The 17,479-nt window shown below is 59.9% G+C and carries 12 protein-coding genes; 1 reads left to right on the top strand and 11 read right to left on the bottom strand.

The genetic code is table 11. The features are described 5' to 3' along the window. Window positions 1-9 precede the first annotated feature (9 nt). Entirely contained in the window at window positions 10-1,440 is a 1,431-nt protein-coding gene (locus JR064_RS14195) for a UbiA family prenyltransferase (RefSeq protein ID WP_206230149.1), read from the top strand. Window positions 1,441-1,566: 126 nt separating this feature from the next. Here the strand turns inward: JR064_RS14195 and JR064_RS14190 are convergent, their stop codons facing one another. The 11 genes from JR064_RS14190 to JR064_RS14140 all read right to left on the bottom strand — a co-directional run bounded on the left by JR064_RS14190 (window position 1,567) and on the right by JR064_RS14140 (window position 17,478). Then, complete coding sequence (locus tag JR064_RS14190; protein ID WP_206230148.1) at window positions 1,567-2,265, bottom strand: class I SAM-dependent methyltransferase; 699 nt, start codon at window positions 2,263-2,265, stop codon at window positions 1,567-1,569. Window positions 2,266-3,096: 831 nt separating this feature from the next. After that, a complete protein-coding gene (locus JR064_RS14185) occupies window positions 3,097-4,221 on the bottom strand; it encodes a glycosyltransferase family 4 protein (RefSeq protein WP_206230147.1) in 1,125 nt (374 codons plus the stop codon). A gap of 4 nt (window positions 4,222-4,225) precedes the next feature. Continuing rightward, window positions 4,226-4,576: an EamA family transporter gene (locus tag JR064_RS14180; protein WP_206230146.1), complete on the bottom strand. Its 351-nt coding sequence runs from the start codon at window positions 4,574-4,576 to the stop codon at window positions 4,226-4,228. Beyond that, window positions 4,573-6,873 carry a hypothetical protein gene (locus tag JR064_RS14175; RefSeq protein ID WP_206230145.1) on the bottom strand — a complete coding sequence of 767 codons (2,301 nt, stop codon included), beginning with the start codon at window positions 6,871-6,873 and terminating at the stop codon, window positions 4,573-4,575. Before JR064_RS14175 ends, JR064_RS14180 begins: the two co-directional genes overlap by 4 nt. 141 nt (window positions 6,874-7,014) lie before the next feature. Next, on the bottom strand, window positions 7,015-7,944 hold the full coding sequence (locus JR064_RS14170) for an NAD-dependent epimerase/dehydratase family protein (RefSeq protein WP_206230144.1): 930 nt from the start codon (window positions 7,942-7,944) through the stop codon (window positions 7,015-7,017). Then, window positions 7,928-8,968 carry a GDP-mannose 4,6-dehydratase gene (gene gmd, locus JR064_RS14165; RefSeq protein ID WP_206230143.1) on the bottom strand — a complete coding sequence of 347 codons (1,041 nt, stop codon included), beginning with the start codon at window positions 8,966-8,968 and terminating at the stop codon, window positions 7,928-7,930. Before gmd ends, JR064_RS14170 begins: the two co-directional genes overlap by 17 nt. A gap of 98 nt (window positions 8,969-9,066) precedes the next feature. Then, window positions 9,067-11,610 (bottom strand): glycosyltransferase family 4 protein, encoded by a 2,544-nt coding sequence (locus JR064_RS14160; RefSeq protein WP_206230142.1) that lies wholly within the window; start codon window positions 11,608-11,610, stop codon window positions 9,067-9,069. Next, a complete protein-coding gene (locus JR064_RS14155) occupies window positions 11,610-13,880 on the bottom strand; it encodes a methyltransferase domain-containing protein (protein ID WP_206230141.1) in 2,271 nt (756 codons plus the stop codon). The genes JR064_RS14160 and JR064_RS14155 overlap by 1 nt, the downstream gene beginning before the upstream one ends. A gap of 40 nt (window positions 13,881-13,920) precedes the next feature. Beyond that, entirely contained in the window at window positions 13,921-15,213 is a 1,293-nt protein-coding gene (locus tag JR064_RS14150) for an ABC transporter ATP-binding protein (protein WP_206230140.1), read from the bottom strand. After that, complete coding sequence (locus tag JR064_RS14145) at window positions 15,210-15,995, bottom strand: ABC transporter permease (RefSeq protein ID WP_206230139.1); 786 nt, start codon at window positions 15,993-15,995, stop codon at window positions 15,210-15,212. The genes JR064_RS14150 and JR064_RS14145 overlap by 4 nt, the downstream gene beginning before the upstream one ends. 103 nt (window positions 15,996-16,098) lie before the next feature. Then, entirely contained in the window at window positions 16,099-17,478 is a 1,380-nt protein-coding gene (locus tag JR064_RS14140; protein WP_206230138.1) for a glycosyltransferase, read from the bottom strand. Between the last annotated feature and the right edge of the window lies 1 nt (window position 17,479).

Below are 17,479 nucleotides of genomic sequence, written 5' to 3'. Positions count from 1 at the left end.
GGAAAATCTTTGAACGCTGAAACGCCGGCCCATCCTCGGGCGCTCTGTGTTGACCTGGACGGCACGCTCCTGCTCAGCGACCTGCTTTACGAGTCGTTCCTGAGCATGCTGTCCTCCCGCCCTTGGTTGCTGGTGTGCATCCCGCTATGGTTGTTTCGTGGCAAAGCACATCTGAAGCGCAAGCTGGCTGCATTCGGAGCGGGGAGCGCTGCGGCGCTTCCCTACGATCCGCGTGTTTTGCAACTGCTACGCGAAACCACGGACCGTCCGCGCGTGCTGTGCACGGCGTCGGATGCGCAGCTGGTATACCCGATTGCTGAACACCTCAATCTTTTTGATGAAGTACATTGTAGCGACGGACGAATAAATCTCGCGGGAAGCCGCAAGGCGCGGCTACTGCTTGAGCGTTTTGGCGAAAAGGGCTTTGATTACGTCGCCAACGATATGGTCGATCTCCGCATCTGGAAACACGCCCATAGCGCGTGGGTGGTGAATGCAGGCCCGACCGTCTCGAAAGCTGCCGCTAAGGTTTGTTCCGTCGAGGCATATTGGCCACGCAGCGGCAGCAGCCCGTTGACTTGGCTGAAGGCCCTCCGCGTGCACCAGTGGCTGAAGAATTTGCTTGTCTTCGTTCCACTGCTGGCCAGCCACAGCTTTTCCCAGCTGAATGGCCTCTTGACTTCCGCATCGGCCTTCCTCGCATTCGGCCTTTGCGCCTCCGGCGTTTACCTGCTGAATGATTTGTTAGACCTTGAATCGGATCGTGGACATCCACGCAAGCGACGTCGCCCCTTTGCAGCAGGAACCCTGGATTTGCGCGCAGGACTTGTTGCAGCACCACTGCTAACGATTGCCGGACTGGCGACCGCGTGGCTGGCATCACCAGCGTTCTTGGCCGTACTCGCAACGTATTACTTGCTGACGCTTGCCTATTCGCTGAAACTGAAACAGATCGTCATCATAGATGTGGTGACGCTCGCTGCGCTGTATACGATCCGCATCATCGGCGGCGCAGCCGCCATCGGTGTGACGCCCTCATTCTGGCTGCTGGCGCTGTCGCTCTTCTTGTTCCTGAGTCTGGCCATGCTCAAGCGCTTTACCGAACTCCAGATGACCCTAGGAGCGGGGAAGTTCATCCCCAGCGGCCGTGGCTATCACGTGGAGGATCTCTCGCTCGTTCAATCCCTGGGAACGGCATCCGGATTGATGGCCGTGTTGGTCCTCTGCTTGTACATCAACACGCCCGACAGTCAGGCGTTATATAGCCACCCATTCTTCCTGTGGCTTCTGTGCCCGATTCTTCTCTACTGGATCAGCCGAACCTGGATGCTCGCGCACCGAGGGCTGATGCATGATGACCCCGTCGTTTTTGCAGTCAAGGATCGGGGCAGCCTGATCACAGTGTTGCTGGGGGCGGCCGCTGTCTTGGCAGCGATGTGATGTGTGGGATATCCAGCGCCATGATCGCCCAGACCTGTGTCCCCGCATGTCACCTACGGAATCTGGAGTTACTGTCCCGAGAGGACCGATTGCCTGGAGCAAAAACGACCCGAGCGCCTAAAGATCTTAGAGAGGCTTTTCCAGCACGAGGATCGTTGACTCTCCGCTCCCGGGGGGAAGCACGAGCCTTGCAAATATAAATTGGAACAACGTCGGCCATCCCAACAAAAGCACTTCAGCGCGACCAAGCCCTTTCAGGATATAGGGAAAATCCCAAAGCCCGTCAGCAGCCTCCGCGATGCAGGAGAAGCCTGCTCTTTTGAATACTTCGCGCCACTGCTGATGCGTTTTGAGATTGATATGGGTCGGATCCGTCAGGGCGATCCAATCTGCGCCTTTTCGCCTTGCTGCAACGCCTCCGGCATCCGGGGTTACCACCAGTGCCCGCCCGCCAGGTCGCAAAACGCGGAACCATTCGGCAAGTACCTCTTCAAGGGACACGTCCTCGATGTGTTCAACCACATGAATAGAAACGATCCCAGAGAGGCTCTTGTCCCCAATCTCGCGAATGGAAGCATGTATTGGAACCCCTGTACGGCGGGCAGCCTCCGCACGCGCCCAATCGCTAGCCTCGACGCCGGCCACCTCGAAGTGTCTGCGAAGATGATTCAGCAGAAACCCAGGTCCGCAGCCAAAGTCCAACACGCTTCCGGAAGAGATGTACCTACGCGCAAGCCGTGTGAAGAGCCGCAAAGCGGGCCTGTCCCCGTTCTGTCCATTGCCGTCGTAGTAAGACTGCTGAAACAGCTCCGAACTGTCATCCATAGCCCCTCCGCAAGAACTCTCTCAGGTCAAATCTATCTTGAGCCGCCAGGCTTTATCGCCACGACCATCTCAATTCGCACCGCTTCGAGCAATTTCCTGACGCGACCGCGGCTCATGCGCCGCGGCTTTAATCGTGCCGAAAGGCAGCATCGCCCGCCCGCAACTCAGCTCACATGGCATCACTAGCCCCGAATGATGCTTCGAACCAAGGCATGACAGCACAAGCAGAAGATCACAAAGCCACCATATGAGCCCCATGAAAGAATCTGAAGCAGAGGCATTTCAACGTAAAACGGCGCGTCACTATAAATTCGCTTCTTCGAAGCACGCTTTATGCATCGCCTCATCGCCAAGCACGCCTTCTCTGCCACATGGGCTTCATCGCAAAGCGACACAGCACATGCCGGCAATAACACGCGATACAGCAATCGCTACTTGCTTCAGGAAGCCCCCCCCAACTGAGCCCCGTCTTAGGATTCAAGTGCGTCGCGCCGACAGCCTCCAGCGTCATTACAAAGAGATGACTGCGCTGACTCGATACCCATAAGCTCAAGGTAATCGGGAAGCGGTGTACAAGCAAGTCAAAGCTCGCTTCCTTTGCTTACCCAATAGGGAACAGCACTCAAAGCATCGTTCATGCGCTACAACCACACCGAATATGCGTCCGCGCAGGCATTGTCCAGACCAGCCAATGGCAGATCGCTTTACCCCCTTCAACAGATGGGATCGCCAGCGACATTAATCGCTCAGCTACAGAGGGACGCTACAGCGCTCCCCACACGCAATCGCGCACCCAGCACATACAACGAAGTGATCAAGCGACGCCGGCTCTCACCCATGCATAGCGGACAACAGCATATCTTCTTGCAGCTCGAAAAACCGCCGCAATGGGTATGCACGCAACGTCTGATCGCGCACTTGAGCACGCGTACGGCTGCCGTGCTGAGCAATCATGCGCTCCATCGCGTCGGCCAGCGCTCGTGCGTCCGAACGCGGCACCACTTCTCCATTTCCCGTATTTTGCACAATTGTGCGCACACCCGGCAGATCCGACGAAATAACTTGCGCTCCACTGAGCATCGCTTCCAACTGCACCATGCCAAACGCCTCGTAGCGGTTAACACTTGGCAGCACAAGAACATCCAGTTCAGCGTAAAAGCGACGCAACTCATCCTCGCTTACGCGGCCACGCACCTCGGCAGCAGAACCCAGCGCCATGATGTTGCCATGGATGGAGTCCATGACACTCCCGCCCGCAACATTATGCGTGTCGCCCACGAGCACCAACCGCACCCTGTCACCATAGCGCCGATGCACATCAGCGAACGCTTCCAACAGTACTGGAAGTCCCTTTTCCGCGACAAATCGACCAACAAAGCCGAACCTGAAGACACCGTCCGCAGCCGCTTCTGTATCCAGCAGCGGCATATCCTTCATTGGCGCCAAGACTTCATGTTGCTTGTAGCGCACTGCCTTTAGCCAATCCGATGATGCCGCATAGTCGTGGGTGATAACTCCTACGTCTCGGGCCCGACGGGTTGCAAGCCAGCAAGAGAGCCGCGTCACCGTCACAGCCAGCTTATCCACTAGCCCGCCAACGACCGCCATATCGCACTGGTAATTCACTACAAGCTTACGTGACGGGACAAGAAGCGATAACGCACCGGATTCAAGCATCGGCATATGCAGGTTGACTACATCATGATGCCGAGAAAGCCTGATGAAATCAGCAATAAAACGCCAACTGAGCACTCCTTTATGCAGGCGAGCAAACACGGGAGAGCGAATGACACGCACCCCACCCACAATCTGCTCATTGGGCAGCGACGAATCGTGCTGCGTAGTAAGCACCGTCACGTCGTGACGTCCTGCAAGGTCTTCCGCAAGCATACGCGCATACTCTGTCACGCCACTCATGTAGGGCGTGTAGTACGTCAGCACAATCAGTATCTTCATAGGCTCAGCTCGCACTGACCAGTACTACACCCAGAACGATCAGCGCAATGCCGCTTGCGCGCAAGGGGCCAATATGCTCGCCCAAGAACAGTACTGCCATGACCGGCGTGACGACGTACGTGAGCGCAATCATTGGCTGCAACTTTGTCAAGGGCATGAACTTCAGCAGCACAACCCAAGATACAAGCGGAATCATCTGCATGATCATGCCCGCGACCAGCGAAGGATTCTTCAGAGCAGTGGCTAGGAGAATGACCATACCGTCCGAATACACCACACGCTCTGCTCCAACCTTGAGCAATATCGTGCCGCACGCACCCAAGCCAACGAGAAAGAATACGAGAAGAAAAATCATGGCTCTCTACCGACGACTGCCGAAGAATGATCGACGCCAGCGACAGTAGGCCCTGAAGAAACGCGGCACTCTACCGCCGCCCTTGTCACCTGCCAAAGGGCACCTGGTGTATTGGCAGCGTCATCGAATCGGAAGCGCTGCCAACCCCGCGAAAGGGGCAACAGTACCCCCTCAGGTTTCCATTGCATTTCACGCGTAAAGATCACTTGCGCTCCCTCAGCACTGAGCTTAAAGGTTGCCTTGGGCCATGTAGGGAGCGGGTGACCGGAAACACGTAGCGCGCAAACCTCACCCTGCCTTGCCCAAGACAGCGCTTCGATCTCGAAACCGCTTGCCACGGGACAGCCCTGAGCATTACAAGACAACCATCCCCACCCCGAGACAGCGAGCGCAGGCGAAGTCTTTTCGAGGTCGACGACTGAATACTCCGTGGACTGCATCGTGGCCTGGGGCGGATATACAAAAGGAGAAACAACACCATCAAATGACTTCAGCTGTACCAACCAGCGAGCACGTTGCAGTCTAGCGAGCGTGTTGCCCAAGACCTTACGCGCATACCCCCCCCGCATTCCCTCCTGATCAAGCTTGGGCAGATATGCATGCCCCTTTCCGGCATGAATAAGATACGCAATGTAGTGAGACTTCTGGAAGCGCTCCACACTACCAGTACCTGTGTCATCAATGACCCAATCAGCATCCGCACCACGCACTTGCAAATCGCGCTGGAAATCGGCAGACAAACCATGCAGCGTCTTCCAACTAGAAATTACCTGCAACGATGGGCGGAGCTGAAGCCAAATTGCGAAAAGCATCAGAAGTAGAATTAGACCACCAACCAGACCGCTAGCGTTAGTCCAAGGTGTACGATTAACAGTAACCGCTCGGCGCACTGACATAATCGCGACACCCGCAGCGAGCACGCACGCCAAAGTGCCGATCATTTGTACGACCTTGTGTTCTCCATACGCATACTGGCGCATTTCTACAAAAGAAATGAGCAGCACCCCCACAACCAGAACCGCCAAAAGAGCCCCACGAGTTCGCTTCGCGAACAAGCTTGCCGTTATCACCAGCGCTGCGAGCGCCAATCCATTCACCAGCATGCCTTTAGTGACATAGGGCGACCCATTCACGACCATGCCAGCGAATGGGGAAGCCAGCCATGTCCATGGACTGGCGTGCAGATACATTCCCTCCCATTGCCCGCCCACGGCGATCGCATTGACATCGCGCGCAGACCTGAGCAACTGCGCAATCACGACATTAGCGCCAATAAAGAAAGCTGACGCACATACCGCACCATCGCGAACAAAGCCCTTTAGCGATCTCTCACTCAAGGCAAAGTGAATGACGCCAATCGCAGCTACGATAACAGCAGGCCCGGCGGCCTCTCCGTATACGTGCGAGGCAAACGCAGCACCAAACCCTGTCATCAAAGGACGACGCCACCAGACTTGATCCTCGTGCAACGAAAGAGCTAGCACCATTCCCGCGGCAACGGCGCCAAACGTCGTTGCAACATTGCTATTGATAGCTGCAGCCATCAACGTCGGCGAGAAATAAACGATCGCTAAAATGACAAAGCACACCGGAGTCCATAGAATTGACCGCCCTTTCTCGGCAAAGCTGTTCTGAATGATCAACGGCAGAAATCCAGCACCCAGCAAAAGGACACCTAACGATGCAGAGACGAGCATATCGTTAGCGGAGGTACCACCTCCGTATGCCAACGCCTGAGCAAGCATCGAGAAGGTTCCTGCTCGATAGACAGGGCAATCATTACCGACATAGACCGCGCCTAAGCGGCAGCTGCCCAGACCCAACTTATCCGCTACTACTGAGGGGTCTGCGTGCACGGCATTCTGAGCAGCCCAACGTGCACCTTCATAATAGAAAAGCGTATCGTGGTTCGATGTTTCCACCAGCCAATAATGCTCTGCATCCACACGCAGCGCAGTCATCCAGCCCGCAAAGACGACCAGAACAATTAGGCAGGCAATCCAATAAAGTACGCGCCAGCCGCCCTGTGAACGAAAGTTCCACAACCTCGGTACCGCCATCGCCGCGGTGGCGATCAGCGCAAGATGAATAAGTCTTCCAGGGATCCACAAGCTTAGGTTCACGGTTAACACCAGAACCAAGATGATGCCAAGCGATAGGTGAATCGCTTGTTCCTGCACCGACACCCCTACCACCGCTTCATTGCCTAGACGAAAGCGAACCAACCACGATGCGGTCAGCAGCACAAATAGCGCGGAGATACCTAAGCTCACTAAAGTGAGCACATACATTGGCATGTATCAAACTCCCGATCGGGCGCAGTCCCTGCGACCGCTTTGACATGAGATCATTATCGCCAATCGGCGCAGCGGCTACCGGGTTCATGGCCCATGCTGTGGCAGCATAGTCCTGCCATCCGCCACGGGATTGGCAGTTAATCAACCCGCCCTGAGCATCCACTCCAGCGTACTGCGGAGTGGCGGCTGCTCGATCGAACCAATTAGAGATTGCAACAACGCGTTACTACCCTTGAGAACAATCACTTCGTTTGCACGTACGAAGGCAGGGTTGACCTGAATCTCGATATTCTGTCCGGTTAACTCGCTACACATCGTCACTATGTCGCGCAGGGAATGCGCAGTACCCGAGCAAACGTTCACCTTTTGACCGCGGGCTTCTGGGCATTGCAGCAACCGGCGATAGCACTCCACCACAGATCGAACATCACCAAAATCCCGCCACACATCGATATTTCCGAGCTCGATGACGGTCCTACCCTGTCGAAAGTGGGACACGATCTTGGGAATAAGGAAGTTCAACGCCTGGCCAACCCCCGTATAGTTGAACGGGCGGGTCACTACGAGCGGCAGCCTGCCACGCCACAGGTCAGCCACATACTCCATCGCCAGCTTGCTCACCGCATAGTCATTTGCCGGAGCAGGAGTCACGGACTCGTCGATCACGCCTTCCGTCGAGTTACCATAAACATTGGCGCTACTGGCGAGCAGCACGCATTCAGGCATATGAGGCGACTCAGATAACGCGTGCAAGAGAGCGCGTGTACCCAGCAGATTCACGTTGTAGAAGTCTTCAACGTTGCCGTGGGCAACATATGCCATAGCAGCCAGGTGAACCACCTGGTCTGCCCTAGCTTCCTCAATTACCCGTCTCACGCCTTCCGCATCGCGCAGGTCAAGCAAGCGAAACTCGTCTGCAGCCGATGCGCCAGATGCTTCCGGTGCGCGCGCACCGGTCGCAATGACATAGCACCCCTGGGCCTTCAGCTCCGCAACCATGTACGTACCGGTGAACCCGGACGCTCCGGTGACCAGAACTCGCTTGCCTGTCAGATCAGAAGGAGAAGCCACGCTCGTTCCTCTTCAGATCGGCTTCGACCATCATCTGGCACAGTTGCTCCAGCGTGGTCTGCGGCTTCCAGCCGAGCACCGCCTCGGCCTTGGCAGGATCGCCGATGAGGAGATCGACCTCTGCAGGGCGATGGAATTTGGGATTGATACGAACCACCGTCTTCCCGGTCGCGACATCCACCGCCGTCTCCTGAATGTCCTGGCCGCGGAACTCGACCTCGATGCCGGCGCCCTTGAATGCCATTCGCACGAAGTCGCGCACGGTTTCCGTCCGGTTGGTGGCCAGCACGAAGGTGTCAGGCTGCTCGGCTTGCAGCATGCGCCACATCCCCTCTACGTATTCCTTGGCGAAGCCCCAGTCACGCTTGGCGTCGAGATTGCCGAGTTCGAGCACATCCAACAGGCCCAATTTGATCTTGGCGACCGAATCGGTGATCTTGCGGGTGACGAACTCGCGTCCACGCAGCGGGCTCTCATGGTTGAAGAGAATGCCGCTGGACCCGAAGATGTCGTAGCTTTCGCGGTAATTCACCGTGATCCAGTGCGCGTACAGCTTGGCCACGCCATATGGGCTGCGCGGATAGAACGGGGTGTCTTCCTTTTGCGGAATGGCCTGCACCTTGCCGAACATCTCCGACGTGGAGGCCTGGTAGAAACGGATCTTCGGATTCAGCAGGCGGATCGCCTCAAGCAAGTGCAACGCCCCCACGCCGGTGATCTGGGCCGTGGTTGTGGGCTGCTCGAAGCTGACACCGACGAAGCTCTGCGCGGCAAGATTGTAGATCTCGTCGGGCTGAATCTTCTGCACCATCGCGATTGTGGTGCCGAGATCGGTCAGATCGTACTCGACCAGGTGCAGTTTCGGATGACCGGAGACGCCGAGTTCGTCCAGACGCCAGAAATTGACCGAACTGGTCCGGCGATAGGTTCCGAAGACCTCATAGCCCTTGGAGAGCAGGAGCTCGGTCAGGTACGCGCCGTCCTGACCGGTAATACCAGTGATGATTGCCTTCTTGTTGCTCATGTTCTCTCTCTGCTCTGCATTTTGTCTATTGCGCGTCACGCAAGCACTTACCCTAGCTCCAGCCTTGGAAGGCGGCCGCAGGGATTCGTACTTGGCGCTCAGGAAGTATAGTTCATCTGGCGCGGCGCCTCGGCGGGAGGCTCACTCGCCTCCGGCAAAGCGCCAGTGAGTACCGCCCCCAGTTGGCTGGCGCTTTGGCTCCAGGTCAGCCACGGCATCGCATCTGGCCGCGGATGCCGATCCTCGCGGTAGAGGGCGGTCCAACGCAGCAGGGCGTTGGCGATGTTCACGGCGCTGCGCCCATCGAAATAGAATGCATGCGAACCGGCCACTTCGCGAAACACCGGGATATCGCGCGCGATCATCGGCTTTCCCCGCTGCGCCGCTTCGATCAGCGGCAACCCGAAGCCTTCGCCCTCGGAAGCTGCGATCAGACAGGTGCTGTTGGCATAGAGCTGATCCAGATATTCGTCGCTGGCACCCTGCAGCCAGAACAGGTTGTGGCTGGACTGAGGATGCTGCGACAAGCGCTCGCTCAGCTCGTCCACCAGCCAGCCCTTCTTGCCGACGATGACCAGCACATGGTCATAGCCCTGCTCCCATAGCTTCTCGAAGGCGTCCAGAATCTGCGCATGGCCTTTTCGCGGCTCCAGCGTTCCTACCATCAGGAAACTGGTGTTGCGCTTGATCCGCGCCAGCACCTGCTCCGCATTCTGCGGCATGCCCCTGGACGGTTGGCTGCCATCGATATCGGCGCCAAGATGGAACCATTCGATCTGCGCGTCCGTTGCGACGTCGTTCTCGCCGATCCAGGCCGCGACATCGTCCGCCACCGCGCGCGAGATGCAGACCAACTGGTCCGACACGCGCAAGATGTCGCGCAGCCAGCGCTCGTGCATCTGTCCGCCAGGCTGCGGCCACCATTCGGGATTGCGGATCGGCAGGATGTCATAGACGACGAAGCTGATCTTGACACCGCTGTTGCGAAAGTAATCGAACCAGTCGGGCAGCAACGACACGCAGTCGCCAACCAGATCCAGGCCGAAATAGATGTCGCCGGCATGGCAGACCAGTGTCTCGTCGGCTCCCATCTCCTCGCCCAGCAGCGCACCTGCGTATTCGTTCGCACACACGTAACGTCTGCCGGCACGATCGATCCGGATCAGTTGCACCCGGTACCCTGGAGGCGCGCGCCGAGTCCACTCGGACACGATCGCGCGGGTCACGCGCTGGATGCCCGTTCGATGATCGTGCGCCGCGAGCTCGGAGACGTCGATCATGATCTTCGGCTGCACGGGGCCGATCGAGCGGTCGATCGCATCCGCCAGCGCCATCAGCTCCGCGTCGTTGGCCCGTCCCGCCTTCGCCAGCCTCCCAGGCAGTAGCCCGAGCGCGTCGTCGCGATAGGCATGGCCACCCGCACGTTGCGCATGCAGCTGTTCGCACGCGGCAATGAAGCTCGCGCCGACACGCTCCCACGCATAGTCCTTGGCGCGCGATGCGGAATACCGGCGCAGCTGCGCCATGAGGTCGGTCGAACCCAGCACCGCCGCCATGCGCTCGCGAATCGACTCCACGCTCATCGGATCGAACAGTGCGGCAGGTTCCAGCACGATCTCCTTCACGCTCGAGGCGTCGGATGCGATCACGGCGGCGCCGCAGGCCATCGCCTCGACGACCGGAAGGCCGAAACCCTCGTGCCAGGACGGAAACGCAAACAGGCTGCACTCGTTGTACAGGCCGACGAGTTCCTCGTCGGTCACATAGCCGGTGAAGCGCAATTCGCCCTCCGCCAGGCCCAATTCCGCGGCCGCGCGGTTGAGTTCTTCCACATGCGGTGCATGCATGCGACCGGCGAGTACGAGCTTGTGCTGCAGGCGCAGGTCAGGCGCCAGCCCGGCATAGGCCTGCAGCAGGCGCATGAGGTTCTTGCGGTAATCGGAGCCGCCCGTATACAGGACGAAACCACCTCTCAAGCCGAAGCTGCGACGCACCGCAAGACGGGCCGGATCGTCCCTCTCCAGTACGCGGAACACCGGATCGCACGCAGCGGAAATGTTGTACAAACGCTCCGGATCGCAGCCGACCACCTCGACCGCCTCCCGCGAGGAACTCTCGGAGATGGAGAACAATGCGTGCGCTGCTTTGAGCTCCGCGATCTTTTCCTCGTAGAACGCCCGGTAGACCGGGTCAGGATCTAGATAGACCTCAGGATTCAGATAGGGAATCAGGTCGTAGAGCGTCACGATCGTGGGCACACCGGCAAGACGCCCGACGCTGACCACCGAGTTGTCCACAAAACCTTCGAACAGGCTGGACACGAACACGAAGTCCGGCTCCAGCGCGGCAAGGGCGGCTTCGCGGATCAGGCAAGCCCGCTCCCGCCGCACGAGATTTTCCTGGTCCTTGGCGATGACCGGCATCGGTGCATGCCAGACATGAATGTTCGCCGCAGGCAGAATCCCGGCGAATGCCGCACGGATCTCCCTGACCGAGTCCGCGAAAATTCCGTTGAGCGCCAGATGGATGTCGTGCCCGCCTGCCTGCCGCGCCACGGATTGGGCCAGGGAAAGGCTGTAACGGCCAATGCCGCGGTAACGGCTCTCCGACTGTGCTCCTTGCAGGTCCATCACGATGCGCATCAATTCCCCCCCGATTGCTCGGCCTTGAGCCTGTCAAACCATTCTCGTCCATGCCCTGTCAGCCTCGACAGCGCGCTATCGCGGTCCGCATCGGAGAACGAACCCACCTGCCCCAGCGGCACCGGCGGTGGCGGAACGTCAACGACGATATGTTCCTGGACCGCGACCCGGCGGAGCCTGGAATGCAACGACGGCACGCGTCGGAGCAACGCATTCATCGAGCGCGCCAGCAGCGGCCGCTGCATGACCCGGCGGATACTGGCGGCGGCGAGACGCCGCGTCGCCGCCGCGGGCGTTCGCACCAGGCGGGCAGCGAAGCGGATCGGCTTGGTGACACGCCACGAGCGACTGGCCAGGACGATGGCGAGCTGCCGCTCCGCGTCGACCGCGCGCAGGTACCAATGATGCGCGTTGGACAGCGAGGCTTCGAGCGCCGCCTTGGCCTGCTCCGCCTCGTGGCGATAGTCGGCATTGCGTGCGTGCAGCAGTTCCATGCGGTGCCGGATGGCAGAAATGCGTTCCCCTTCCGATTCGTGCTGCCAGCTCCACTCCGAGATGGTTTTCTGCTTTTCCTCGAGCAATTCGGCGATCGCGGACTCGTGCCGCTGGAGCAGTTCTTCCACGGCACGCTGCCCCTGGGCAACCGCTTCGGCCACTGCCTGGTCCTTTTCCTGGACCAGGCGCGCGATCAGGTGCTCCTTTTCCTCGCCGAGCAGAGTGACCGCCCGCGTCCGCTCTTCCTCCAACCCGGCAAGCGCCTGTTCGCGCTCGTTGGCGCGCAGGAACCAGTGGTGCGCATTCGCGAGCGACTCTTCGAGTTCCTTCGCCAGTCTTTCGCGCTCCCGTCCAAGCGTCGCGTAAGCGCGCTCAAAGATCAGCAGCCCGCGCTCGTAGGCGGACGCCAACGCCGTCCACGATGGAAGTGGCTCGGCGCCAGCCTGCGCAATGAACTCCTGCAGCAACCGGTAGCGCCATTGCGGACGTGGCAACGCGAACAGCTTCAGGAACGCAGTCTGATAGCGGAGCGGCAGCATCGACACGTCGAGCAACGGCCGACGCAACGGATCGGGCTTCTTGACGTGGCCTTGGATCACCTCCCGAAAGGTGATCAACAAGGACAGGAACAGGTCGTCCGGCCATGCGCAATCGGTCGCGTCCGCGGAGATCGCGCCATAGTCGATCAGTGTAACGCTGCTCTCCGGCGACACGAGAATGTTCCAGCAACGCACGTCGTTGTGATAGAGGCCGGCATCCTCCAGAACAACCAGCTGAGCCAGCAAGTCGTCGAATAGGCGTTCGTAGGCATAGGGCTCGTGGGCCGACATGACCTCCGAGAGCAGTCTGCCAGGAAGCATTTCGCGAACGATCCAGGCGCAACGTTCGTCACGAAGGGCGCGTACCAGGCGCGGCGCGACAAATCCAGGCGGAACATTGGACAGGAACGCCACCTCGCGCTCGTACTCGAGCAGGTTGAGCGCGCCCCGCGCCTCGTCGTCCAGCGCCAGTTGCTTGAGGATCGTGCCCTCGCCGAAGAAGTAGCGGCGCGTTCCACGATGGCTGCCCATGGCATCGGAATGCGACTCGAAGCGCATGGCGATGATCTTCGAGAGTTCATCACCGAGAAACCAATAGCGGGCGCTGGCGAAATAGATCGGCCGCTCGATCCCGGACAGATGGGTGGGCTGGAAGCCAAGCACCCGCCGGAATGCATAAGGCTGCAACAGATCCTCGGGCCGCTCGGGTTGGGACGGCCCCCAATAGAGCGGCTCTTCGCGCAGCGCCAATTCGTAGATTGCCGCCATGGTGCTGTCCGCCAGCTTCCCGAACAGCTCACGCACCTTGTCCGCGCCGTGCGCATGGACCAGATGATGGAACACGCTGAGCCCAAACACCAGGTCGTACTGGCCCGGCTGCAGCCCGGCCAGGAAATCCTCGATGCTCGCGCATTCGAATGTCGCACCGGTGAGCCCGCTATCGCTCGCCAGCGCCTGGCACACGGCCACGTTGCGATCCAGGAAATCCACGCCGTGCACGCTGTGGCCGTCCGCGGCCATGTTCAACGAGAAATAACCTTGCGCGCAGCCAAGATCGAGCACGCGAAGCCGGCGTCCCAGTGCAGCTTCGAGACGCTTGGCGCAATCGCGGATCAGGACGAGGCGATCCTCGCAGCCACGCGACGCGTCGCTGGACAGCTCGGGATGCCCATAGATCGGCTGGTACTTTTCCGGCAGCGCCGCCACCAGGTCGGCCAGGGGGAGATTGTCGATCATCGACCGAGCTCCCGCGAAGAAAGCGTGGTTGCCCGCGTAATCATGCCGACGCCTCGACGACGCCGAACCCGGCCTTCATATCCACGATCCCCCAGAACTGCATGGTGCGGCCGATGTCCAGCAACAGCGCGTCGTAGCGGCGGTCCAATGGCACCAGTTCGGCCAGCGGATCGCCGCTGGAGACGCCGAGCGAAACCATGTAATGCCCCTGGTTGAGATCGAGGGGAAGGGTGAACTTGCACACCACCACCTCGCCGGCCTTGGCCGAGATCCGATCGCGACCTTCGCTGGAAAGGAAGGAGTTGGTACCGTAGAGGAACAGGCCCTCGAGCGTCTTCAGCAGAAACCCGGGGACCACGTTCTCGATGTCGGTATCGAAGGCGATCTTCATGTAGAACTCGGTCCTGGCGCCGCTGTCCAGGCGCGCGGGGAACTGCTGTCCGCCACTGACCACCATGTAGTCGACGATCCTTGCACCGCCCTGGCCCCAGCGGTGCTCGCTGCGATTGTAGTAGGGGCGCGTGTGGAACACGTCCTCGCTGCCGACTCCCATGTCCGCTGCCGCCGCGACGGTTTCGACCGGATGGGCGGCGACGGCCGACTTCCTGCCGAACAGCTCGTCCAGGTACAGGTTGGAGACCTCGCGGGCAGGCCCGTCGGCGTGCACGCCACCGTCCTTGATGAAGATCACCCGGTCGCAATGCTTGACGATGTCGCCCACCGCATGGCTGACCAGGATCAACGTGGTCCCCTGGTCCTTGAACTCCTGGATCCGGCGGAAGCACTTGGCCTGGAAATAGGCATCGCCGACGGACAGTGCCTCGTCGACGATCAGGATGTCGGGGCGGAAAGCGGTCGCGACGGCGAACGCGACGCGCACCTGCATGCCGCTGGAGTAGGTCCGTACAGGCTCGTCGAAGTACTCGCCTATCTCCGCAAATTCCTGGATTGCCGGAATCACTTCGTCGATCTGCTGCAAGGTGTAGCCCATCAAGCCCGCCGAATGCCTGGCGTTCTCGCGGCCGCTCAAATCGGGATTGAAGCCCATGCCCAGTTCCAGGATCGCGGCGATGCGCCCCCCGCGGACGATGCGGCCCTCGGTCGGCTGCACCGTGCCGGTGATCAGCTTGAGCAGCGTGCTCTTGCCCGCGCCATTGCGTCCCACCACGCCCACGGATTCACCAGGGCTGATCGAGAACGAGACGTTTCGCAGCACCCAGTGCTCTTGTTGCGGCTGCACCGGCAATCCGAACCAGTTGGCGGCACGCAGCCACTCGCTGCCCCACACCCGATAGGATTTGCCGACACCCTCGACATGCATCACGCCACTCATAGCGCATCCACCATTTCCTGGCTCGCCCGACGGAACACCACCAGCGAAGCGAAGGCGAGCACGATGGTGCTCACCGCCATCGGCCACAGGTCGCGCCAGACGGGCGCCTGGTCGTACAGCAGTACACGCTGGTAGCTGGTCACCAGCGGATACAGCGGATTGAGCCTGAACACTTCCTGCACGCTCTGGGGAAGGATATTGATGCTGTAGACAATAGGCGTCAGCCAGAACAGAGCCTGCAGGACCACCGGGACAACCTGCCCGATGTCGCGGACGAATACATTGAAGACACCCAGCAGCAAGCCGATCGCCATCGCGAATCCGAGCGTAAGTAGCATCAGGACAGGCAACCACAGGGTCTGCACGCCGGGGAAATGGCCGAGCAACGCAAATACAGCGAAGATCGCCACCAATAGCAAAAGGTTGTTCACCAGCATCGCCCCACCCGCAATCATCGGCAGGCAAATACGGGGAAACGCCAGCTTCTTCATCAGGTTGCCGTTTTCAACGAACAAACCCACACCGCGACTGATGGTCTCAGCGAACATGCTCCAGCACAGCGTGCCGGACATCAGATACAGGGCATAGGCGTACTTGTTGTTCACGCCCGGCAGCTTGGCAGCCAGCACCTCGGACAGGATCGTGGCGAAGATCAGCACCTGCATCAGCGGGTGGATGATCATCCACAGCGCACCCAGCTTGCTCCTGACAAAACGCATCCTGAGGTCGTTCCTGATCGACGACAGGATGAAATAGCGATAGGCCCATATGGACCGCATCATGTCCAAAATCTATACCTCTCTCTGTCTTTGCTGCCGAGGCGAACGATCACGTCCTCCCCATAAAGTTTCGGTGCACTGCAAAACGCGATAGTGCATGCCATATTCAATTCGTGGCCCTGGCGTCCAATTCCGCCAATCTCTGGAGCAGGCGTTGCGCTGCCCGTTCCGGAGAAAGATGGCTGCACACATGCGCTTTCGCGGCCGCGCCAAGGGCGCGAGCACGCACCGGGTCATCCGCGAGACGACGCATGGCCGCGGCCGCATCCGCGACATCGGCCTCGGCCCAGCGTGCACCGCTGGACTCCGGATAGTCTCCTGCGACGACCGGCACCAGTTCGTAATCGACCAGGCAGGCGGTCTCCGGACCCATGAACTCCATGTTGCCCGACCAACCGGTGGCGACCACCGGCTTGCCCAACGCCATGCACTCGGCCAACCCCAGACCGAATCCCTCGGCGCGGTGCAACGACACATAGGCATCGCAGCAACGCTGCAATGCCTGGACATGGGCCCGATCGATGACTTCGTCGCGTACCAAGATGCGCGGATCGCCGGCGATCAGATTCAATAGGTCGCGCATGCTGTCGGGATGCTGCTGGCCGTTGCTCGATTTCACCAGCAGGCGCACGTCGTCACGGCCGGGCGGGAATGCTGCGCGAAACGCACGCACCGCAGCCTGCGGGTTCTTGCGCGCGATGAACGAGTGGAAGTCGAAGGAACACAGAAAGACGAACTTATCGGGCTCGAGCCCGAAATCGCCGCGCTGCAGGCCGCTGTCGTACACCTCGGACAAGGGCATCGGCACCCGCACGATGGGTTTGTCCGTAATCCTGCGGAACGCGTCTTCGATGAACGCCGAAGCGACCATGATCTCGTCGACGAGATGGATCGCGCCCTGCCAGCTGTCCGGGATCTTTTCCAGCTCCCAGAACCAGCAGGCGATCACATACCGGCCCTTCATTCGTGCCTGGCCTACGTACTCGAGTGCAGGCTCCAGGTAGTCCGGGTTGACGAACACGATGCTGACCGCATGCGGCAACGACTCATCGATGTAGTCGTCCATGCTGTGATCGCCCCACCCGTGTGGCATGCCCAGATCGATGTCGTACAAGGCCACGGGCACGCCCGCGTCGATCAGGGCACGCGCGTACATCCGCGCGCTCTCGGCCAGGCCGAATTCGCCGCGGATGTAGCCAAGAATGTTGACTCCTGGCGCTTGCGGAGCGGGACGCCGGTCCGGCCGCGCGTGCCAGCGCGCCGCCCTGCTTTGCGTAGCATCCCAGGCTTGGGTCCGCTGGAAACGGGTTTGCGCGATCGACCGCGCAGCGAGTGCCGCCGCCAGCCGGCTGCGCATCGCCTGAGGGAACAGGCGGTAGGCGCGCTGCAGATACGGCTGGCGGCGGATCCACGCCTGAACATTCAATCCGAGCAGTCCGGTGCGCAAGCTGGACCAGACACCCGGACGCGGCTGCGCCTCCTTCATG

Origin of the sequence: Xanthomonas bonasiae (assembly GCF_017163705.1) — a bacterium.
GTDB lineage: Bacteria > Pseudomonadota > Gammaproteobacteria > Xanthomonadales > Xanthomonadaceae > Xanthomonas_A > Xanthomonas_A bonasiae.
This window is presented reverse-complemented; position numbering and strand designations above follow the sequence as displayed.

Coding starts and splice junctions, on each gene's coding strand:
- JR064_RS14190 (WP_206230148.1), bottom strand. CDS start 2,265: ATGGATGACAGTTCGGAGCTGTTTCAGCAGTCTTACTACGACGGCAAT.
- JR064_RS14185 (WP_206230147.1), bottom strand. CDS start 4,221: ATGAAGATACTGATTGTGCTGACGTACTACACGCCCTACATGAGTGGC.
- JR064_RS14180 (WP_206230146.1), bottom strand. CDS start 4,576: ATGATTTTTCTTCTCGTATTCTTTCTCGTTGGCTTGGGTGCGTGCGGC.
- JR064_RS14175 (WP_206230145.1), bottom strand. CDS start 6,873: ATGCCAATGTATGTGCTCACTTTAGTGAGCTTAGGTATCTCCGCGCTA.
- gmd (WP_206230143.1), bottom strand. CDS start 8,968: ATGAGCAACAAGAAGGCAATCATCACTGGTATTACCGGTCAGGACGGC.
- JR064_RS14160 (WP_206230142.1), bottom strand. CDS start 11,610: ATGCGCATCGTGATGGACCTGCAAGGAGCACAGTCGGAGAGCCGTTAC.
- JR064_RS14155 (WP_206230141.1), bottom strand. CDS start 13,880: ATGATCGACAATCTCCCCCTGGCCGACCTGGTGGCGGCGCTGCCGGAA.
- JR064_RS14150 (WP_206230140.1), bottom strand. CDS start 15,213: ATGAGTGGCGTGATGCATGTCGAGGGTGTCGGCAAATCCTATCGGGTG.
- JR064_RS14145 (WP_206230139.1), bottom strand. CDS start 15,995: ATGATGCGGTCCATATGGGCCTATCGCTATTTCATCCTGTCGTCGATC.
- JR064_RS14140 (WP_206230138.1), bottom strand. CDS start 17,478: ATGAAGGAGGCGCAGCCGCGTCCGGGTGTCTGGTCCAGCTTGCGCACC.